Source organism: Enterobacter sp. Taxon_2, assembly GCF_058355295.1.
In genome coordinates, this window is the sequence record NZ_CM178024.1 from 1,687,712 (window position 1) to 1,706,377 (window position 18,666).

Annotated in this window: 16 protein-coding genes; 2 read left to right on the plus strand and 14 right to left on the minus strand. The window is 49.9% G+C overall.

Annotation, left to right across the window (positions count from 1 at the left end; genetic code table 11):
• Positions 1-52 precede the first annotated feature (52 nt).
• From AC4IC4_RS07865 to hpxO, 12 genes are all read right to left on the minus strand, one after another.
• Entirely contained in the window at positions 53-1,195 is a 1,143-nt protein-coding gene (locus AC4IC4_RS07865; protein WP_491472500.1) for a polysaccharide pyruvyl transferase family protein, read from the minus strand.
• Positions 1,192-2,535: a Coenzyme F420 hydrogenase/dehydrogenase, beta subunit C-terminal domain gene (locus tag AC4IC4_RS07870; RefSeq protein ID WP_491472501.1), complete on the minus strand. Its 1,344-nt coding sequence runs from the start codon at positions 2,533-2,535 to the stop codon at positions 1,192-1,194. The genes AC4IC4_RS07865 and AC4IC4_RS07870 overlap by 4 nt, the downstream gene beginning before the upstream one ends.
• Positions 2,532-4,046: an oligosaccharide flippase family protein gene (locus AC4IC4_RS07875; RefSeq protein ID WP_491472502.1), complete on the minus strand. Its 1,515-nt coding sequence runs from the start codon at positions 4,044-4,046 to the stop codon at positions 2,532-2,534. The genes AC4IC4_RS07870 and AC4IC4_RS07875 overlap by 4 nt, the downstream gene beginning before the upstream one ends.
• A 45-nt stretch (positions 4,047-4,091) precedes the next feature.
• Positions 4,092-5,102: a glycosyltransferase family 2 protein gene (locus AC4IC4_RS07880; protein ID WP_491472503.1), complete on the minus strand. Its 1,011-nt coding sequence runs from the start codon at positions 5,100-5,102 to the stop codon at positions 4,092-4,094.
• Positions 5,103-5,163: 61 nt separating this feature from the next.
• Positions 5,164-6,186, minus strand: coding sequence for an EpsG family protein (locus AC4IC4_RS07885; RefSeq protein WP_491472504.1), 1,023 nt, complete (start codon positions 6,184-6,186; stop codon positions 5,164-5,166).
• Positions 6,187-6,239: 53 nt separating this feature from the next.
• Entirely contained in the window at positions 6,240-8,381 is a 2,142-nt protein-coding gene (locus AC4IC4_RS07890) for a polysaccharide biosynthesis tyrosine autokinase (RefSeq protein WP_491472505.1), read from the minus strand.
• Between the two features lies 1 nt (position 8,382).
• A complete protein-coding gene (locus AC4IC4_RS07895; RefSeq protein ID WP_491472506.1) occupies positions 8,383-8,835 on the minus strand; it encodes an arsenate reductase/protein-tyrosine-phosphatase family protein in 453 nt (150 codons plus the stop codon).
• Positions 8,836-8,837: 2 nt separating this feature from the next.
• Positions 8,838-9,968 (minus strand): polysaccharide export protein, encoded by a 1,131-nt coding sequence (locus AC4IC4_RS07900; protein WP_491472507.1) that lies wholly within the window; start codon positions 9,966-9,968, stop codon positions 8,838-8,840.
• 98 nt (positions 9,969-10,066) lie between these two features.
• Positions 10,067-11,116 carry a UDP-N-acetylglucosamine--undecaprenyl-phosphate N-acetylglucosaminephosphotransferase gene (gene wecA, locus AC4IC4_RS07905; RefSeq protein ID WP_491472508.1) on the minus strand — a complete coding sequence of 350 codons (1,050 nt, stop codon included), beginning with the start codon at positions 11,114-11,116 and terminating at the stop codon, positions 10,067-10,069.
• 429 nt (positions 11,117-11,545) lie between these two features.
• On the minus strand, positions 11,546-12,481 hold the full coding sequence (locus tag AC4IC4_RS07910; protein WP_491472509.1) for a PDR/VanB family oxidoreductase: 936 nt from the start codon (positions 12,479-12,481) through the stop codon (positions 11,546-11,548).
• Positions 12,482-12,492: 11 nt separating this feature from the next.
• The gene (gene hpxD, locus AC4IC4_RS07915) at positions 12,493-13,527 is read right to left on the minus strand and encodes a molybdenum cofactor-independent xanthine hydroxylase subunit HpxD (protein ID WP_491472510.1); all 1,035 of its coding nucleotides are present in this window, start codon (positions 13,525-13,527) and stop codon (positions 12,493-12,495) included.
• Between the two features lie 17 nt (positions 13,528-13,544).
• Positions 13,545-14,699: an FAD-dependent urate hydroxylase HpxO gene (gene hpxO, locus AC4IC4_RS07920; RefSeq protein ID WP_267216735.1), complete on the minus strand. Its 1,155-nt coding sequence runs from the start codon at positions 14,697-14,699 to the stop codon at positions 13,545-13,547.
• Between the two features lie 239 nt (positions 14,700-14,938).
• Here hpxO and uraD point away from each other — a divergent pair, with 239 nt between their 5' ends.
• Both uraD and uraH read left to right on the plus strand, forming a co-directional pair.
• A complete protein-coding gene (gene uraD, locus AC4IC4_RS07925) occupies positions 14,939-15,439 on the plus strand; it encodes a 2-oxo-4-hydroxy-4-carboxy-5-ureidoimidazoline decarboxylase (protein ID WP_491472511.1) in 501 nt (166 codons plus the stop codon).
• On the plus strand, positions 15,436-15,759 hold the full coding sequence (gene uraH, locus AC4IC4_RS07930) for a hydroxyisourate hydrolase (protein ID WP_024908242.1): 324 nt from the start codon (positions 15,436-15,438) through the stop codon (positions 15,757-15,759). Before uraD ends, uraH begins: the two co-directional genes overlap by 4 nt.
• On the opposite strand, the gene guaD is transcribed toward uraH, so the two are convergent.
• Both guaD and AC4IC4_RS07940 read right to left on the minus strand, forming a co-directional pair.
• Positions 15,739-17,055, minus strand: a complete 1,317-nt coding sequence (guaD, locus tag AC4IC4_RS07935) for a guanine deaminase (RefSeq protein WP_491472512.1) — start codon at positions 17,053-17,055, stop codon at positions 15,739-15,741. The two genes, uraH and guaD, sit on opposite strands and share 21 nt — an antisense overlap.
• 102 nt (positions 17,056-17,157) lie before the next feature.
• On the minus strand, positions 17,158-18,654 hold the full coding sequence (locus AC4IC4_RS07940) for an NCS1 family nucleobase:cation symporter-1 (protein WP_061715586.1): 1,497 nt from the start codon (positions 18,652-18,654) through the stop codon (positions 17,158-17,160).
• Positions 18,655-18,666: the final 12 nt, after the last annotated feature.

The following is an 18,666-nucleotide window of genomic DNA, read 5'->3' on the forward strand; positions in this document are numbered from 1 at the left end:
AAAATATGTGAGGAAATATTATTTATGTGGTGATTGAGAGTGAAGAAACAGGCTATTTTTTTGCTTCGATGTTATCGATTAAATGCCGTAAAGATATTTCTCTTAATTCACTAAGTTTTTGATTGACAGAATGATAGTCAATGCCTTCATTAATAATGGAGAGAGGGGCCTTTTTTACATCAGTGACTAAACAATGTTCCAGGTTAAAGAGTTTTAACAGTGACGTAAATCTAGCTTTACCACGTTCTTCATTAGCGATAGCAATAAAAGGTTTGTTGAAGATTATTGAGAATACTGTTCCATGAAAAGAATCTGTAATGATAAAGCTTGCTTTATGGAATCCACACAGCCATTCATTAACTGACGGGTAGATATAATTATCAAGGTCATCAATTAAATGGGTGTTTTTTATTGTCTTTTTCGGGTAGGCGGTAAATGTTTTCGCTCCAAGGCGTGCTGCTACGTTTTCAATAAATTCATTTTTATCCCGAGTTTTGTCTAAGCAATAATAAAATAATTCACCCTCGTTATTTGTATTGGTTTCGTCCTGGAGAAAGTTCAGGTACACACTTTTGTCGAGCAGCAAAGTCGGGTCCAGAACGTGGATAGCTTTAGTGTTCAATTTTTTTTCACAAAGTGAGACAGCAGATTCTTCTCTGACGGAAACAAAATCGAATTGTTTAAGCAGAGAGGAAAAACGGATTGTCTGCAGTGGGTTGAACTCCCATTCATCTGTACCAAAAGAAGCCGCATAAGACAGCTTGCGTATATGTTGATTTTTCTTCAGGAAATCGAGGAAAAAAGTATCGATTCGGGGTGAGTACTTTGGTCGCCATGTCTGATCACTTCCAACGATGACGGAATGAAAACTATTATTTTTAAAGTAATCCCTTAATTGTTTTACGCAATACAAGACCGGTGAGTAATTAACATTTTCACGAATGAATGAATTGTGATGTTGACTGATAACACAATTTTCTGAGTCTGAGAATGGATATATTCTCTTTCGCCTTAATAATGTTCTTTTGATCCTGGACAGCACTGGTCTGACGGAGTACATCCTGGATGGTCTTTTTCGATAATTAATTGTTAATGGTGTATATCCATGTTCTCGGAGAATATATTGCAAAGCAAATGCTTGCAGATTACCACCATAATTTGTTCGCAGGGGTTGGGTCAAAATAGCGATCTTCATTTCTTAATACCAATGATTTTATAAAAACGATTTATCCTGTGGTTAATACTTGTGGTTTTGCGTAAAACATAAAGATAAGGATTGAGTTTGTTGTTAAATGAGGCGAGTGTTGGGTTTTCATACCATATATTAAGACTTTTTGCACGTACCATCATTCGGAGTTTTTGGACCAGATTATTGATGGCATGCTGTTTTTTTATAAAGCGAGCTCTCTTTTGAGGAGCAGATATACCTCGCTTTTTTGCATCCTGAAGGCGATAATACAAACCACTGTGTCGATGATTAAAACTACCTTTCTGTGACTTTTTTATTTGATCTAATGTTGCCAGATTTAAATTAAGCTCGCCTGCATCTACTCCGGCTATTAAAAGATCATCAGCAAGCTGACTTCTGGCGATAATGATATTATTCCCTGCGCCATCTGAATCGTAAGGCTTGAGCCATGCATCACCGAGAGAGATATCAGCAAGCTCAGTAGTGACGTCATCACAAAAGTCACAGGCATTTGATTTAAATAACCCACTACCCCACATGTCGCCTAAACTCCGCATGGCGACACTGTATTCGCGTTTGTTACTTCTATCTTTGCAGGAGAAACTATAATCTAGCGCGTAACTCTTGATATTTTTGACTCTGTATTCTGGATGGATATACTCGTCAACGCAGCCTGAATTTTGAGCAAGGTAATCACTGTAATATCGGCTTTTGAGTCCACCACATATGATCCCTGTAAGAAAAGGGATTTTCTCTTTGAGTTCAGGGTCAAAATGTTGCTTCAATCTTATTGCTTTAATGAAACATGCCACACCAGAGATAGCAACAGTGCCTTCTATTGTTTTTAACGTTGTAAAGAGAGAGGCCAGGGTTACGGGGTAATATCGGGTTTTTGAGATATTGCTTATCTCATTAACATCATTGAATAATTGATATTCATACCGTCCATTACGTTCCGCGACAACGAATATATTATTAACAATTTTTTTCTTGAGAAGTTGCTCAAATATATACGTTGCAATGCCACCTGATGAAGAGGTATGCCTGTACTTCAACGAGTAGCCAACATATAAATTGTTGTACAATCCGATTTTTTCATCGGATGCAACTGATGTTTTTAAAAATTCAATAGCGAGGTGATCTTCGTCTAACTCTTTGCCATTAGTTAAACTAAATGGACATACCCGGTCTACAGGCTGGTCTTTTACCTGCTCTCTGAATATTAAATTTGGCTCAAGAAAACCGTCTTTATTCCAGATCATTTCTGAATTGGAAGTAGTAGATTCTGATATGCAGAGGCCACAGCCAACACACAGGTTTTGATTAATAATTGTGTTAATACTCATAACGTTCTCTGAAAAAAGTGAGTTAGCACCCATTTTTTTTCTTCTTTTGTTATTGCCAGAATGGCAAATATTAAAAAAGTCAGCAATGAATGCATGGCTGCAGATAAAAAAACAAACAAAGTGCTGGCTCCAGTAAAACCGTTATCTATAAACAGACCTGCGATAACGGATATGAATGCAGGTAATAAGCATTTGGCAATAACAGTTTTTAGATACAAAATCGCATCAAAGTTAGATGATTTTGATAAAAAATAAACGCGCAGGAAAAAATTTAAAATGGAGATAGAAATCAACGGTAAAAATAAAAAATAAACAGATAAACCTGCTTTAAATAGATGATATATAACAGGCAAGTTTAAACAAATCAACGTGCCAACAACGAACTGGTAAACTCTAATGTGGCCAGTGGCCTGCATTCCGGCGATCAAACTGGAGGAAAAACTGTCAATGAGAGTAACGATGATCAGAAGTCTTACAAACCAGACAGTATAAGCCGGCACATTTGTAAGCCATAAAGAAAGAATATCATGGGTTTTAAATAAGACTGGGCTACACAAAGTAAACAGAAACATGAATGCGTACTTTGAACCGAAATATATCATTGCATTATATCGTTGAGTATTCTCTTCCGCATAGGCTTTAACAATTTGCGGCTTTATAGCTGTAGTTAAAGACTGGGCCAGGGAATTAATAGCGTGAGAAATAATATTTGCTAAAGCATAGGCCGCATTGACAGTGACAGCAAAAAACAGGTTGATACATATAATAATTCCTTGAGAGCGACACGCATAGGCAAAATTTCCAAATGTATTCCACAGTGAGAATGCAGATAGCTCAGAAACAATCTTCCAGCTTGGTTTCCCTCCCGTCATGGTCGTGGTGAACATCTTAAAACAATATCCTGCATATATAATAAATATAATCAAACTGCTCAGTAATAATAATGCAGAGTATACTAACACTTTCTCGGAGGAGATTAACGTTAGCACCAGAGATAGCGACAACTTCGCAACGGATTCAAAAACAGTAAGGTATGCATAAAAAGACATGTTTTCATTTGCTAAAACCAATGCACTAAGCGGGACTTGTAAAGTAGAAATAAATACTGAAGCCAACGCAATAGCGAAGAGTGTATTACCTTCTTCTATTGATGATGTCGGTATATTTAGAACGTATTGTGTAATATATTCTCTAATGGAATACAGAATTATGACGATGATGAATGCCAGGGTTGCGCAAATTAATGCGGCATTTGCAAATGTATTTTTTAGAGCGTTATCAGATTGTCTCCCTATTGCTACAGAAAAATACCTTTGGATAGATTCGCTGAATGAACCGGTTAAAAATGTGAAAAAGGTTACGACGCTAAAGATAACGCTAAAAAGGCCATATGCTTGCGTACCCAATTCACTTAGTATTATTCTGGTTGTGTAGAATGATATTAATATCGTGATGATAACTCTTGTTGCTAAAAAAATGGTGTTAGCGAGCACGCGTTTATTATTTGACATTTACTGATATCATTATTCCCAGTTACACGAAAACAATTAAGTCAATTAGGGGGTTGATTTTCTATTTTTTATTAAGATTAATTTATTGTTGAGGTATAAAATCAAGTTGCACAATGTTTGCGGCAATAAAAGATAAACAAGTCTTTTAAAATCAGATGGCTTGATTTTTTTGTAATTAATATCTCTGGCAATAGCGTATAAAATTTTTTTAAATTCATTATTTCTGCTGCTTCGATTAAGTTTTTGATACATTATCTTTAAAGATACAGCAATTCGAATAATAGTTAATGAACATAGGTGCATCTTTTCCCTGTGGTATTTTGCGAAATATTTATGGATGTGATTTATGGCATGTATTATGTCATTGGTATCGCTATCATTAACGTTGTTTACAATGCTGGCAGGGTTGTCTCTGTAATAAATTAGGGCATTTTCGAGCGTTTTAATGCTGCTAGCTCTCATATATATTACAGGAATGATTGCTATATCTTCATATCTGCGACCAGTAGGGAATTTTATATTTTCCCATAGTTCTTTTTTATATGCTCTTGAGAATGTGAACCATCTTGATAGTCTGAAAACTCGCTCTAGCTTATCATCTCCAGGTAAATTTAAATGGTGTATTTTAACAGTGGTAACTATTTCATCTTTGTCGATAATAAATCTATTAACCCCATACTCAATGATGTCGTAGCCTTCTTGCAATGGCGTGGACATTACCTCAATGTAATCATCACTCCAAAAATCATCACTGTCTATGAATGTAATGTATTCACCACTAGCATGTTTCACACCTTCGTTTCTGGTAAACGCTATTCCGTGATTATCTTGTAATAAATAGGATATGTTTTTATTTTTATACTTCGATATGGTTTCTAAAATCCTTTCATCAGTATTATCCGTGGAACCATCGTTGATAATTATCAGTTCAGCGTAGTCAGGCAGTTGTTTACAAACACTTATCAATGAATCTCTGACATATCGTTCGACGTTATATGCAGGCATGATGATGGAAAGTTTTATTTTTTCTTCTGATTTACGATTGATTTTTTTCATGTTTTCTTTGGTTTTCCTGCTGAAATAGATGGCGTATTAAATTTAATCTAGAGTGTGTTCATTATGAAAGCCATTCAGCAATATAGCCATGATAAATATAATCAGGGATGTATCTGCTTTTGACCACCCATACAGACAGTGACGATACTGAAATCAGGAATGTCATGATTAAATACATTGTGGCACTATTATTTTTATTTTTAATGGAAATCTGCAGTGTTACAAGCGTAACAAGAACGATGAAATAATATGAAACCCTGTCAGCTATTGTACTGCTTATCAATGCTAACATCAGCATAACCAGAGGGGAGCTAATACAAGCCAGATATATTCTTTTTGTTAAGCGACTTTGCTCTTTCCAGTCAGCATAACTGAATAATAAGTACAGCACTGGCGCAATGAGATAGGCAACGCGCAGATACAGACCTGCACTTTCCATATTAGAGGTAATGTAATTTTCATACCGGTCTATTGGTAGGTAGAGGATAATACCCAGCAATGATATTAATCCGGGGATAATAAAAAGTAAGTTAAAATCTATAATGGCAAAGAAAACTAAAAGCATCGCCGATGTATGAAACAACCCGGCCAGTAAAGTGTAGATAAAGAATTTTATCTTCTCACCATTTAGAAGATGAGCGAATGCGATAACCATAACGGCCAGTGCAACACCCTGGCGAATATAGTTCACTCCCGCCATAACAAAAATATAACCGCCGCTTAAGGCAAAAAAATAATAAGGGTTTATTTCTGCTGTTTCTGCCCCTTTTATTATGGCCATGATGAAAATAGCAGATGTAACGAATATAACAAAGCCAAACCCTATATCAGAATGAAAACCGAGTATGTTGACTAGTTTATAAAGAAGTTCATGTGTATCATAACGCCATGGATCGGAATTGAACCTGTTATACATTCTGACATAGTTATACCAGTCGACCCCCACCTTGTCTCTCAATCCAATGATTAACGTAAAGTAAAGAGTGAAGAGGGCGTTCATTACCGCTCGAGCGTCTTTATCTATTTTATCGTAGATATAGCCTAAAATACCCGCCGTGAGTATTATTACAAAATAAATGGTCATTGCGTTATCCAGGTCTTTTATTGCTGTGAGCGGTATATAACAGAGAAATCTGACTAGCTATACGAGTAAGCGTTATACTCATAAGCGTTGCTTGCTGTTTTTTCTACACCATTCAGGATTACACCGTTGACGGTAATATCGTTTTGTACGAAGCGTTTCACTGAAACTTCAACTTCTTTTATCGAGTTTTTCTGGAAACGAGTAACAAGCATAACGGTACCAGCGTATTTTGCGGTGACACAAGCATCACTCACCGCTAATACTGGAGGAGTATCGACAATCACCACATCATAGTGATCCTGTGCCCACTCCATCAGGTTCGCGAACGCTTCGGTCATGAGCAACTCCGATGGATTTGGAGGAATATGGCCGCGCGAGATGAAATCGAGGCTTTCGATATCAGTCTTCTGAATAACCTTTTCATATTCGCTCGTGCTATGCAGGATTTCGGAAACACCGTGATCGATCCCACGACCCAGAACGTGATGCATTTGGCCTTTTCGTAAATCAGCATCAATTAGCAACACGCGTTTTCCGGATTGCGCAATCACTGTCGCAAGGTTACAGCTGACAAATGTTTTACCGGCTTCTGGCGTCGCCCCTGAAATCAGCAAAATGTTGTTTTTGGCCTGCATCATCGCAAAGTGAAGGCTGGTCCTCAGGCTGCGCATCGCCTCAACGGCCAGGTCTGAAGGATTATCTCTGGCAAGCAAATGCACGGAGCGCATATGCTCTCGTTTACTTCGGGTTATAGTCTGGTTTTTATTACTCAGCCATTTTGATACCGGTATGGTGGCGTAAACGTTCACCCCTAAGTTTTCAATTTGTTCGCTGTTTTCAATGCCGGTGTGCAACAACTTGCGGAAAATGCAGTAGGTGACAGACGCAAACAGACCGAGCATAAAGCTGATTAAAACAATCAATGGCTTAACGGGCGCGACGGGCTTTTTCTCAGTGACTGCGTGGTCAATGATTCGCACGCTGCCAATAGCGCTGGCCTTGTTGATGTTCAGCTCCTGCTGTTTGCTCAGAAGCTGCATGTAGACTTCCTGGCCGGCCTGAACGTCACGGGTCAGGCTCAGAACTTCCTGCTGCGTCTTCGGCATAGCGCTAATGCGCCCATTAAGCTTATCGCGTTCCTGAGTCAGCACCGCTTTTTGTTCCAGAAGGGTGCGATAGGCCGGGTGATCGCGAGTGTAAAGTTTTGATATTTCGGCTTCTTTGAAAGTCAGCTCATTAATTTGTGCCTCAATGCCGACGGCCGTCTCCAGAATGGATTTGGCCTCCAGCGATAAATCGACAGAATCATTTTTCTGACGGAACTGATGCAGGATATTCTCGGCTTTATTCAGATTGTTCAGTACCAGCGGAAGCTGCTCTTTAAGGAATTCCAGACTTTTGGCCGCTTCTTCTGATTTGCGCTCAATATTCTGCTTCAGGTAATTGTTGCTGATGCTTCTTAAGATCTCCGCCGTTTTCTTTTTATCTTCTCCGCGATAAGCCAGCTGCAGCATGCCGCTGTCGTTACCCATATCTTTTGCAGTGAAACTATTCAGGAGCTGATTCACGGCTGTCAGCTTGTCGAGCTTAGTCAGCGTAAAGTCCGTTCCTTCGTCGGCATGAATGTCCCTGATAACAAAGCTGATGCCATTTTGAGAAAAATGTTCTCCGGTTTTGCCAGTGTATGCCGTGCCGTCGATCTCGATTTGATAGGTGTGTGAAGACGTCACGGTAAGCGGAAGTGGGATATCTAAAAAGTCTTCCGGGACGGTCAGATTTTCCACGCTAATAGTGCCGTCCCGAGTCCCCAACAGGTTGGCTATCGCTTTGCCGATGACCGGGAAGTGCTTTTCCTGTACGGCGGTATCGAGATGTAAATCGTCCACCGTCTGACCCAGGACCATTCGCGATTGCAACAGGCCAATTTGCGGCTGCGATTCCTGTTTGCCACCCGGTATTGCATCCGACAACTGGCTGAAAATGCTTTTGCCAGCATCTTTTTCAACCTGGACTAATGCTGTTGCCTGATAAATCGGCGTCGCCATAAAGACATACGCCACGCTTACCAGGCTGAAAATGGACGTAATGGCGGTAATCTTCCATTTGCCATCGCGCAGAATGCCGATGACGTCGGCCAGGCTCAGTAGCTTCTCTTTCTCGCTGGCGTTCTTTGAAATGTGGTATGAGTCAGACACGTTATCGAATCTCTCTTCTGTTCTTATTCAAAGCCAACTCCCAGCGTGCGGCGCCCTGAGCCAGCTGCTTATAAACCAGTTCAAACATTTCGCGGCTTTTTTTGTAGGGATCGGCAATTTCAAGCTGATCCTGCCAGTGGCCGAAGAGCATCGCTTTCCCGCTCACTTCCGGATAGCTTCTTTTAATCCGCTCAAGGTGGGATTTTTCCATGACCAGAATCAGGTCGTACTGCCTGGCGAGTTCGGAGGTGAACGCCTGTCCGCGATGCCCGCCAAGCGATACGCCATGCGCTGCCGCGACGTCCGTTGCGGTAGCGTCGGCTTCTTTTCCCACCAGCGCACCTAATCCGGCAGAATCAATTTTCTTATCCGGAAGAGCCCGGCGTAATAACCGCTCCCCGGTCGGGGAGCGACAAATATTGCCAATGCAAACGACTAAAATTGAGTCAAACATAGTTACCACTGCTTAATCATTCGGGCGGTATTGGTCATATCGTTGATACCGGAAATGGTAGGGACCAACTGGCTTAACACGCGGTTCCAGCGGGTGACTGGCGCCGTGGTGACATACACAACGTCATAAGGTTGAAGTTTGAATTCCGTTCCCATCACCAGAGCGGTGGCGTCGGAAATATTGAGCTGATAGACGTTGGCCAGCTTGCCGTTGGCATCTTTACCGCCGGTTGAGCGAATGACAAAAATGCCGGTTGCGTCGGCGCTCATCTGGTCGATGCCTTCGGCGTTGCCCAGTGCCTCGGTCAACGTCATCCCGCTACGGTCCATCTTCAGGGTGGCTTGCTTTTTCACTTCGCCCATCACGAACACTTTCAGATCGTCGTTGCGGGGCACGAAAAGGATGTCGCCGTTATAAAGCAGACGGTTTTGCTGCAAATCGCCGTTTTTCATCAGCGCCTGAAGCGAGATTCGCTCATCTTTACCATTGTGCGTCAGCACAGCGTTATTCCAGTCGGCACCTTCGGCCAGACCGCCCGCCTGGTTAATGGCATCCATGATAGTCAGCGGAATATTGGTGATCGCCTGCTGACCGGAGCGGGTCACTTCACCGGTGATGTAGGCCTTTTGCGACCGGAAGGCGGCAACGTTGACGTCTACCTGTGGCGACTCAATAAAGGTTGCCAGTTTTCGGGTTAATTCGTCGCGTACCTGGGCCAGCGTTCGGCCCGCGACTTTGATCTTGCCTGCGTACGGGTAAAAAATAGATCCGTCGGACTTTACCCAGTTCCCGGTGTCAGAGGCGCTGCGATATTGCCCGGCAGGTGTGGTGAGCTCCGGGTGATCCCACACCGTGACCATTAAGACGTCGCCGACGCCAATGCGATATTCGTAGCGGCGGATCTCGTCGGCCAGATCGGTATTTGGGCGAGCGACAACCGGAGACGGTTTCAGCGATTCAATTAATTTGGGTGTGACGCGATAGACGTTCACTTTGTCGCTAATATCTGCGCTGGCGTCATTCGCATTAATAATGGTTTTGCCTGAGGTCGACAGGTGACTGCCGGGCGTGAGGGTGCATCCGCTGAGCAGTACAGCAGACAGGGCTATCGCCCCAAACTTAACGGTCATCATAGTGAAAACTCAATTCTTCAAAGGAGGTCAAAGCGCGGCAGGCACGCTTTGAATAACAAAACATGAGGACTTATGGCTGCAGGCTTACGTGGCCGATGTTATTCCCGGACGGCATGGGCTTGCGGATCGGGATTCCGCTGCTGCAATGCGTTATTCATCAACACGTAAATACCGAAAATGGCAATATACAGGGTCATGGACACACTTTCTGTGGCGCCAAACGTTGCCAGCGTCAGCCCCATTCCGGCCAGCGTGGCGGTGAGCAGGACCATCACAAAGACAGTCTGGCGACTCGTCAAACCGCAGCGTAATAAAATATGGTGCAGGTGATCGCGGTCAGCATGAAACGGGCTTTGCCGACGGCGCAGGCGGCGGATCATCACGGTGACCATATCCATCAGCGGCAGGGCGATAATCCAGAGTGCAGTCACCGGTGCCATGATGGCATTACGACCCTGGCTGGCATTCAGAATTAGCCAAAGCAGGGTAAAACCGATAACCATACTTCCGGCATCGCCCATAAAGACCTTTGCGCCCGCCAGGCCAAAATTGCTGATCAGGTAAGGAAGCAGAGCCATTATCATCAGCAGACACCACAACGCGGGCTGCTCTGCACCAGCAGACAGGAAGGAGAGCATGAGCGCTGCAAATATGACAATGGAAACAGAGCCTAACAGCCCGTCAATCCCATCAATCATATTGAACGCGTTGATTGCCGCCCATCCGGCCAGCAGTGTGATCACATATCCAGCCGAGCCCAGCAAAAACTCATACTCACCGAGGACAAACCCAAACGTATTGAGGTAGACATCATCAAGGATAATAACAAGTGCAGCTAACGCCTGCGCCAGTATTCGCGGTGTAACCGGGAGATCGTAATAATCATCCGCGATACCGACTGCCAGCAATAAAGAAATACCGACAATGTATGCGCCGAGACTTGCGTCGATAAACGGGGTAACATCGATGTGCAGTAAATGAAATATAATTATCCCGCAATACAGTGAAATGCCGCCAATTAAAGGGATGTCGCCATTATGCTGTTTGCGGCCCCCAGGCTTATCCACCAGACGGTATTTTTTGGCCAAAGGTTGAACGATAAGTAAGGCGGTTAAGGCTATTAAAAACATAGTGATAGCTTCAGTCATAACGGCTCCTGTAACCTTCGCCCCACGCTACCGCCCATGGTGAACAGGAAACATGCCCTGTGCCATTCAAATAAATCATTTCATTTATACTTCCTGGGTTTCATTGTTTCCGTCGCGATAATATCGGGCGCGGAAAATAACCGGTATAGTATATTTGCCTTGCTGGAAATATTTAAAACACGATAAGCCATCATAAATGACCGTAAAGAGGGGAGTGATTTGAGGTCGATTTGTTTTATTTTAGGAATTGGCGTCATTATTGTGCGTAATTCTATTTCTTGTTACCGGTGTGCTAATTATTTGTTTCAGGAATAAAGAGGGTCATGACATATTTGATAAGGGAGAGGGCGTACGCAGTAATAAAGAAAAGGTTAAGGGTTGTGCCAAATTCGATAACCCTGCGATAGCAATATCGCAGGGTTTTTCATTCTAGAGGGCTATCACCAGCTCCCCGGAATGGCTCCGCGAACAGCACAGCGCCACCTGCTGGTCCGCTGCGCTTTTTTCCGCCTCCGACTGAACGCTGTCCCGGTGATCCACCACGCCGTCAATCACCGGCGTCAGGCACGCGCCGCAGATCCCCATTTCACAGGACAGCGGTACGTCTACACCGTTTTCCTGTAACACCCGGGCGATGGTCTTATCCGCAGGCACCGGCCAGCGCTCCCCGGTGGAGGCCAGCTTGACCGTAAAGATCTCGCCCGCGACACCGCCTGCGGCAGGGGCGGCGGGCTGAAACGCCTCGCTGTGAAGATGGGCGTCATCCCATCCCTTCGCCTTGGCGACCTCACGCACTTTTTCCATAAACCCCGCAGGTCCGCAGACCCAGGCTCGCAAACCCGCTTCAGGCATGGGGAGATGCTCTGCCAGCGCTGTGCGCGGGCTGGTGGTATGAATGAGGCACTCACCGAGCCGGGAGAGTTCGCGCGCAAACGCCGCGCTTTCCCGGTTTCTGACGTAATAGTGCAGCGTAAACGGCGTTCCGGCCGCCTTCAGCTGCAGGGCCATTGCATACAGCGGCGTAATGCCAATCCCCGCCGCCAGCAGCAATACCCGCTCTGCCTGACCAAGCGGAAACAGATTGCGCGGGGCCGAGATCGTCAGCCTCTGCCCGGGACGCAGCGTCTCGTGAACATAGCGCGACCCGCCGCGCGAGGCGGGTTCCCGCCCCACGCAGATAAGATAGCCCTCTTCCTCACAGCCCCCGGTCAGGGAATACTGGCGCACCACGCCGCAGGGCAGGTGGACATCAATGTGCGCGCCGGGCTGCCACGGCGGCAGCGCTTCGCCGTCTTCAGCCACCAGCCTGACGGCGAGGCTTTTGTCGCCCTCGCGCCACAGCCCGTCAACAATTACGCTCAGCATAGCGGCCTCCGTCATACCAGGAAAAATTCGCCAAAGCCCATCTTCTTCAGTCCCCGACGGTAGGCAATTGAGCTTTTATCGGCGGGAATATGGGCTTCCAGGGTCAGGTCCAGCGGCAGGCTTTCCGGGCGCTGGGTTTCGACCATCAGACGGTCCTCTTCAAAAATGCGCAGATTGAAGGCATGCACATCCTCCACCGGTATATGCAGGTCAAAATTACGGGCGATAGGGGCGAACATGCGGGTCACGCGCGATGACACCGGCGAGGCGGCGTTCATGATCACCAGTCTCGACGCTCCCGGAAAATGAATGGTCAGGGTGGCGGTAAACGGCAGATGCATTTCAAAATGTCGAAGCCACTGGAAGCCTTCTGGCGCCTGCACGGGGGAACTGGCGGGATAGTTGCTCACTGAACTCCAGTAATCCGCCACGAAGCCGAACGGCGTCTCCTGCGGCTGATAGGCGGGCACAAGCTGATTATTGGGATCGGCAAAGGTATCGGTGTGGATCCACGCAAAGTGCGCCACGTCCAGAAACCCCTCCACCTGTCGCCCGGCAAAGCCATTCACCTCAAACGCCGGGCAGTTAATCTGCTGAAATCCGTCGTCATCCCAGTGCGGCATGGCGGGCAGCGGCACGGGGTTTTCCGGGTCAAAGGCCAGGCAGGTCCAGATCAGGCCGAAGCGCTCCTCCACGGCGTAGTTAATCAGGTTAAGCTTCGCCGGAACGGGCTGGTCGGGGCTGGAGGGAATACGGTTGCAGCGCCCGTCCTCCCCAAAGCGTAAGCCGTGATAGGGGCAGATAATCCCGTGCTCGTCGTGAAAGCCGAGCGTCAGCGGCACGCCGCGGTGCGGGCAAACGTCACGGGCGACCACGACCTGGTCGTTAATCCGGTAAATCACCAGCTGTTCATCCAGTAGCGTCGCTTTGACCGGCGCCGGACCGACGTCGCAGGCGCGCGCGACCGGATGCCAGCATTTCGCCAGACGCAGCCAGTCCTCTGGCTCAAACGTGCAGTGGGCGGGTGGAGTCGGTTCTCTTTTCATCGTTGTCCCTCTTACGTTCAGCCTAACGGGCCGCCCTGAATGGTCTCGCACAGACCGTTGATGATGCGCTCTCCGGTCTCCTCTCGAAGCTCCTGATACCAGGCCTGCGTCAACGCCATGTCTTTCCCGTGGGTGACGTCGCAGCGCTTACGCGCCTTCAGCACCAGGTCGCGCACCCGGTCGCAGCGCAGCGCCTCGTACTGCCGCAGCGCCAGCGTGATGCTGTGGTTTTCACGCAGGCATTCCCCCAGCACTACCGCATCTTCCATGGCCGCACAGCCGCCCTGGCCGATATCCGGCGTGGTGCTGTGAGCGGCATCGCCGAGCAGCGCGACGTTGCCGCGCACCAGGCTGTCGAATGGCTCGATGTCGTGGATCTCAATGCGGTTGGTGGTGTCAGGATCCAGCGCGGCGATAAGCGTCTGCACAGGCGGCGCCCAGCCGCGGAAGTAGCCCGTGAGGTCTGCGCGCAGGGTGGTGCGATCCTCCGCCAGTCCCGCAGGGAGCGGCACGTCAAAAAAGAAGTAAAAGCGTCCGCCGGAGACGGGCATCAGCGACACGCGCTTGCCTTCGCCAACGAAGGTGGTCCACTGGTGCGCCGGGGCGATCTCTTCGTCAATCTTCACCAGCCCGTTCCAGTTCACGTAGCCCGCGTAGCGGCGCTCGGGGGTATACCCCAGCACGTACGGGCGAACCGCCGAGTGGCTGCCGTCGGCGGCAATCAGGAAATCGCCGGATGCCGTGGTACCGTCGGTGAAGGTCACGCTCACGCCCGAGTCGTCTTCATTTACGCGTTCGACGCGCTTGCCGAACTGCACTTTGTCGCGCCCCCAGAAGTCCAGCATTTCGCGCTGAAGCTCAGCGCGCGAGACGGGGCAGGGACGCCCGCCGGTACGCTCAACCAGCGGAGCAAGGCTAAAGCGGGTCAGGGTATCGCCGCGCCGGTAATCCTTATAGGCCATAAAACGCATCGGTCCGCCGTAGGTCTCGATGATGTCGCCCATGCCGAGGTGCTGCATGCATTTCACGCCGTTAGGCCAGATGGAGATGGCCGCCCCGACGGGCCTGATCTCCTTTACGGCTTCAAATACGGTACAGTCGATGCCCGCTTTTTTCAGCGCGACGGCGGCGCTCAGGCCGCCAATACCCGCACCAATAACGATTGCTCTCATGCTTCTCTCCTTTTGCAGGGTGTAAAGATGTTCAGCAATTTGCGTACCAGGCTGCAGAGTGGCGAAAACGGCGTTGTGAGTGAGAGGTTTGCACTGCTAAGGTGCGCAAACGCGGTGAGCGTGCCTTTTTTTGAATCAAAAATTTCCTGGTCAGCCATCCGGAATCGACTGTTTCACGTCTGCTTCAAGAGTGGCGTAGTTTGTGCAATAAGCCGGAGGAGGATAATCAAGGAGAACCTATGATCGCACTGCACGACTTCAATCAGCTTCCTGAGAAAGACGCTCTTACGCTGCTTCAGCCCTGCGTGGCGATACCCGGCTGGGCCGACGCGTTGGTTGACGGACGGCCTTATTCGAGCCGGGAAGCCTTGTTCATTGCGGCGCAGGCCCTGGCGCAACGCTGGGATGAAGCAGCATTAACGCAAGCATTGAGCGCCCATCCGCGCATCGGGGAAAAGCCCGCGGGCGGGCGGGCGGAGGCGGCGCTGTCGCGGCAGGAGCAGGGAGCGGTGAACGATCGCGATGCCGCCCTTGCGCAGGCGCTGCGTGAAGGCAATGCCCGCTACGAGGCCCGCTTTGGGCGCGTCTTTCTGATCCGCGCGAAGGGCCGCAGCGGCGAGGAGATATTACAGGCCCTGCACGCGCGGCTGGAAAACAGTGACGCGCAGGAAATCCGTGCCGCGCTGGAACAGCTGCGGGAAATTACGCTGCTACGGCTGGAAGGAGTCATTAGCGAATGAGCACACTCAGCACCCATATTCTTGATATTTCGACGGGCAAACCCGCAGAGGGCGTAACGGTTCATCTGCAACAGGACGGGAAGACGCTGGCCACGGGGGTGACCAACGCCCAGGGGCGCATCGCCGCGTTCGTTCCCTCTCTGCCCGCGGGCCACTATCGGCTGGTGGCGGAGATCGGCGCGTGGTTTCGCGAAACCGGTCGCGACACGCTCTACCCCTGCGCGCAAATTGATTTTGTGACGGGAGAAACGGCAGACGAGCATTTTCATCTGCCGTTTGTGATTGCGCCCGGCGGGTGGTCAACCTACCGGGGCAGTTGACCATACCCGCTCGCCGTTGACCCAGGTCTCGCTGATGTTGCGCTCGTCGCCGAGGGTCATCAGCACAAAGAGCTGCTCGTAGATATCCTGACAGCGGCGATTGCGCAGGCGCTGCAGCGGCGTTACGTCGGGGTCGATAACCACGAAATCCGCCTCTTTGCCGGGCGTGAAGTTGCCAATCTTATCGTCCAGCCGGAGAGCGTGCGCGCCGCCCAGCGTGGCGTGATAAAAGGCCTCGCTGGCGCGCAGGCGGTAGCTCTGAAGCTGGCCCACCTTGTAGGCTTCCCCCAGGGTGCGCAGCATGCTGAAGGTCGTGCCCGCCCCGACGTCGGTGCCGATGCCCATCCGCACCCTGTGCTGCCAGCAGGCGGGCAGGCGAAACAGCCCGCTGCCGAGAAACAGGTTAGAGGTGGGGCAAAACGCCACCGCCGAGCCGGTGTCATGCAGGCACTGCCACTCGCTGTGGTGAAGGTGAATCGCGTGGGCAAACACGCTGCGCTCGCCGGTCAGGCCGTAGTGGTGATACACGTCCAGATAGCGCTCGTGCTCCGGCCAGAGGTCGCTTACCCAGGCCACTTCGTTGGGGTTTTCGCTCAGATGGGTCTGCAGCCAGGTATCCGGAAACTCCTCTCTGAGCAGGCTGACCGCCGCAAGCAGCTCGGGGGATGAGGTCGGGGCAAAGCGCGGCGTAATGGCGTAGCCCAGGCGTCCACGGTGATGCCAGCGCTGGATCAGCGCCCGCGTCTGTCGGTAGCTCTGCTTCGCGTCTTCACTCAGGTAGTCCGGCGTGTGTCTGTCCATCATCACCTTTCCGGCGATAAGGCGCATGTTCAGGCGCAGGGCCTCGGTAAACAGCGCCTCGACCGATTCCGGATGCAGCGTGCAAAACACCAGTGCGGTGGTGGTGCCGTTGCTCACCAGCTGCTGTATGAAAAATTCGGCGATCTCTTTCGCGTAGGCTTCATCGGAAAACTGGCTCTCCACCGGGAAGGTGTAGGTGGTCAGCCACTCCAGCAGCTGTTCGCCGAAGGCGCCGATCATCTCCGTTTGCGGATAGTGGACGTGGGTGTCAACAAAACCGGGCAGCAGCAGCCTGCCGCGCAGGTCGGTATAGCCTATGTGCGGGTCAAGATACTGCTCGCCCTCCTGCCACGGCATCTGTGCCAGAATTTTTCCATTCTGGATAAACAGCAGTCCGTCCTCAAGGTAGCGCGCGTGCTCGGCAATAGCGTCTGCGCTGTCGCAGACCCGGGCAATATCAAAAAATGCACCGCGTATCGCAGTCTGGTATTCCATCATGGTTCCTGCCTTCGTGTTTGCGTAGCGGGGGTAAGAAGGCTCAGCAAGAACGGTGCCAGAATGAACGGGCCGCAGATACGCTGCGGCCGGAGGGAGGGGTTACTCTTTTTGCGTCGCCACGCGGGAGCTGAACGACGTCGCGCCTGCCGTCTCGCGCTCTTCCCGCGCCAGCCAGCGGTAGGTGACGCCGCCCAGGAAGACGCCGATAAACCAGCTGAAGTTCGCCACCTCATGCAGGGCCGGGATAAAGCTGATGATCAGGCCCACGGCAACGGACGGGATCAGCGCCCCAATGGCTTTCGGGTTAAAGCCGTTGCGGTACCAGTATTTGCCCTTTGGCGTGTCGTCGAACAGATCGTCGACCGACACCTTGCCGCGCTTAATCAGGTAGAAGTCGGCAATCAGAATGCCGAACAGCGGGCCGATAAACGCCCCGAGCACGTCCAGGGTGTAGTGGATAAGCTCCGGCGAGTTGAACAGGTTCCACGGGGTGAGCAGGATCGAGCCGACGGCGGCAATCATGCCCCCGGTGCGGAAGCTGATCTTCTGCGGCGAGCAGTTCGAGAAATCAAATGCCGGCGAGACGAAGTTCGCCACGATGTTGATCCCGATGGTGGCGGTGATCATCGTCAGCAGGCCAATCGCCACGGCCAGATCGTTGCCCACGCGGCTGACGGTCTCAATCGGGTCGGTGATCATGCGGCCAAACAGCGACTGGGTGCCGGAGACAATCACCACGGTGACGATGGAGAACAGCAGGAAGTTAAACGGCAGCCCCCAGCGGTTGCCGCGGCGGATCTCACCCATGCTTTTGCCGTAGCGGGAGAAATCACCAAAGTTGAGCAGCGGGCCAGAGAAGTAGGAGACCACCAGCGCCGTGGCGGTGATCATCTGCCAGGTCTGCTCGCCCGCGCTCAGGGATTTGCTGGCGAGGGTAAAGGAGATCCCGTCAAAACCGGTCTTGTATACAATCCAGCCGGCGAGGGCCAGCATCACCACATAGACCGCCGGACCGGCGATATCAATAAAGCGCTTGATGGCGCTCATGCCGTGCCAGAAGACCATCGCCTGCAGGACCCACATAATGGCAAAGCAGATCCAGCCCAGATGCGACAGGCCCAGGAACGCGCCGGTGGTGAGCGAAGAGAGCGACGGCCAGAACTTCAGCGCCACCAGCATCAGCGCGTTGGCGGCGAGATAGGTCTGAATCCCGTACCACGCAAAGGCGATAAGCCCGCGGATCACCGCTGGAATATTGGCCCCGAAGACGCCAAACGCCTGACGGCTGATCACCGCGTAGGGCACGCCCGCCATCTGGCTCGGTTTGGCCACCAGGTTGGCGCACAGCTGCACGATGCAAATCCCCACCAGCAGGCAGAGCAGCACCTGCCAGCTTGCCAGCCCGAGCGTAAAGAAGCTCGCGGCGACAACATAACCCCCCATGCTGTGAACGTCCGACATCCAGAACGAAAAGATGTTGTACCAGCTCCAGTTCTGGTCACGCGTCGGTGCCAGATCCTCATTGCAAAGACGTGGGCTGTAAACTGCACCGGAATCAGCGGCCGTACCCTGCTGCGCGTTTTGACTGTTTGGCATGAAACCTGCTCC

Coding starts and splice junctions, on each gene's coding strand:
- AC4IC4_RS07865 (WP_491472500.1), bottom strand. CDS start 1,195: ATGAAGATCGCTATTTTGACCCAACCCCTGCGAACAAATTATGGTGGT.
- AC4IC4_RS07870 (WP_491472501.1), bottom strand. CDS start 2,535: ATGAGTATTAACACAATTATTAATCAAAACCTGTGTGTTGGCTGTGGC.
- AC4IC4_RS07875 (WP_491472502.1), bottom strand. CDS start 4,046: ATGTCAAATAATAAACGCGTGCTCGCTAACACCATTTTTTTAGCAACA.
- AC4IC4_RS07880 (WP_491472503.1), bottom strand. CDS start 5,102: ATGAAAAAAATCAATCGTAAATCAGAAGAAAAAATAAAACTTTCCATC.
- AC4IC4_RS07885 (WP_491472504.1), bottom strand. CDS start 6,186: ATGACCATTTATTTTGTAATAATACTCACGGCGGGTATTTTAGGCTAT.
- AC4IC4_RS07895 (WP_491472506.1), bottom strand. CDS start 8,835: ATGTTTGACTCAATTTTAGTCGTTTGCATTGGCAATATTTGTCGCTCC.
- AC4IC4_RS07900 (WP_491472507.1), bottom strand. CDS start 9,968: ATGATGACCGTTAAGTTTGGGGCGATAGCCCTGTCTGCTGTACTGCTC.
- wecA (WP_491472508.1), bottom strand. CDS start 11,116: ATGACTGAAGCTATCACTATGTTTTTAATAGCCTTAACCGCCTTACTT.
- AC4IC4_RS07910 (WP_491472509.1), bottom strand. CDS start 12,481: ATGCTGAGCGTAATTGTTGACGGGCTGTGGCGCGAGGGCGACAAAAGC.
- hpxD (WP_491472510.1), bottom strand. CDS start 13,527: ATGAAAAGAGAACCGACTCCACCCGCCCACTGCACGTTTGAGCCAGAG.
- hpxO (WP_267216735.1), bottom strand. CDS start 14,699: ATGAGAGCAATCGTTATTGGTGCGGGTATTGGCGGCCTGAGCGCCGCC.
- uraD (WP_491472511.1), top strand. CDS start 14,939: ATGATCGCACTGCACGACTTCAATCAGCTTCCTGAGAAAGACGCTCTT.
- uraH (WP_024908242.1), top strand. CDS start 15,436: ATGAGCACACTCAGCACCCATATTCTTGATATTTCGACGGGCAAACCC.
- guaD (WP_491472512.1), bottom strand. CDS start 17,055: ATGGAATACCAGACTGCGATACGCGGTGCATTTTTTGATATTGCCCGG.
- AC4IC4_RS07940 (WP_061715586.1), bottom strand. CDS start 18,654: ATGCCAAACAGTCAAAACGCGCAGCAGGGTACGGCCGCTGATTCCGGT.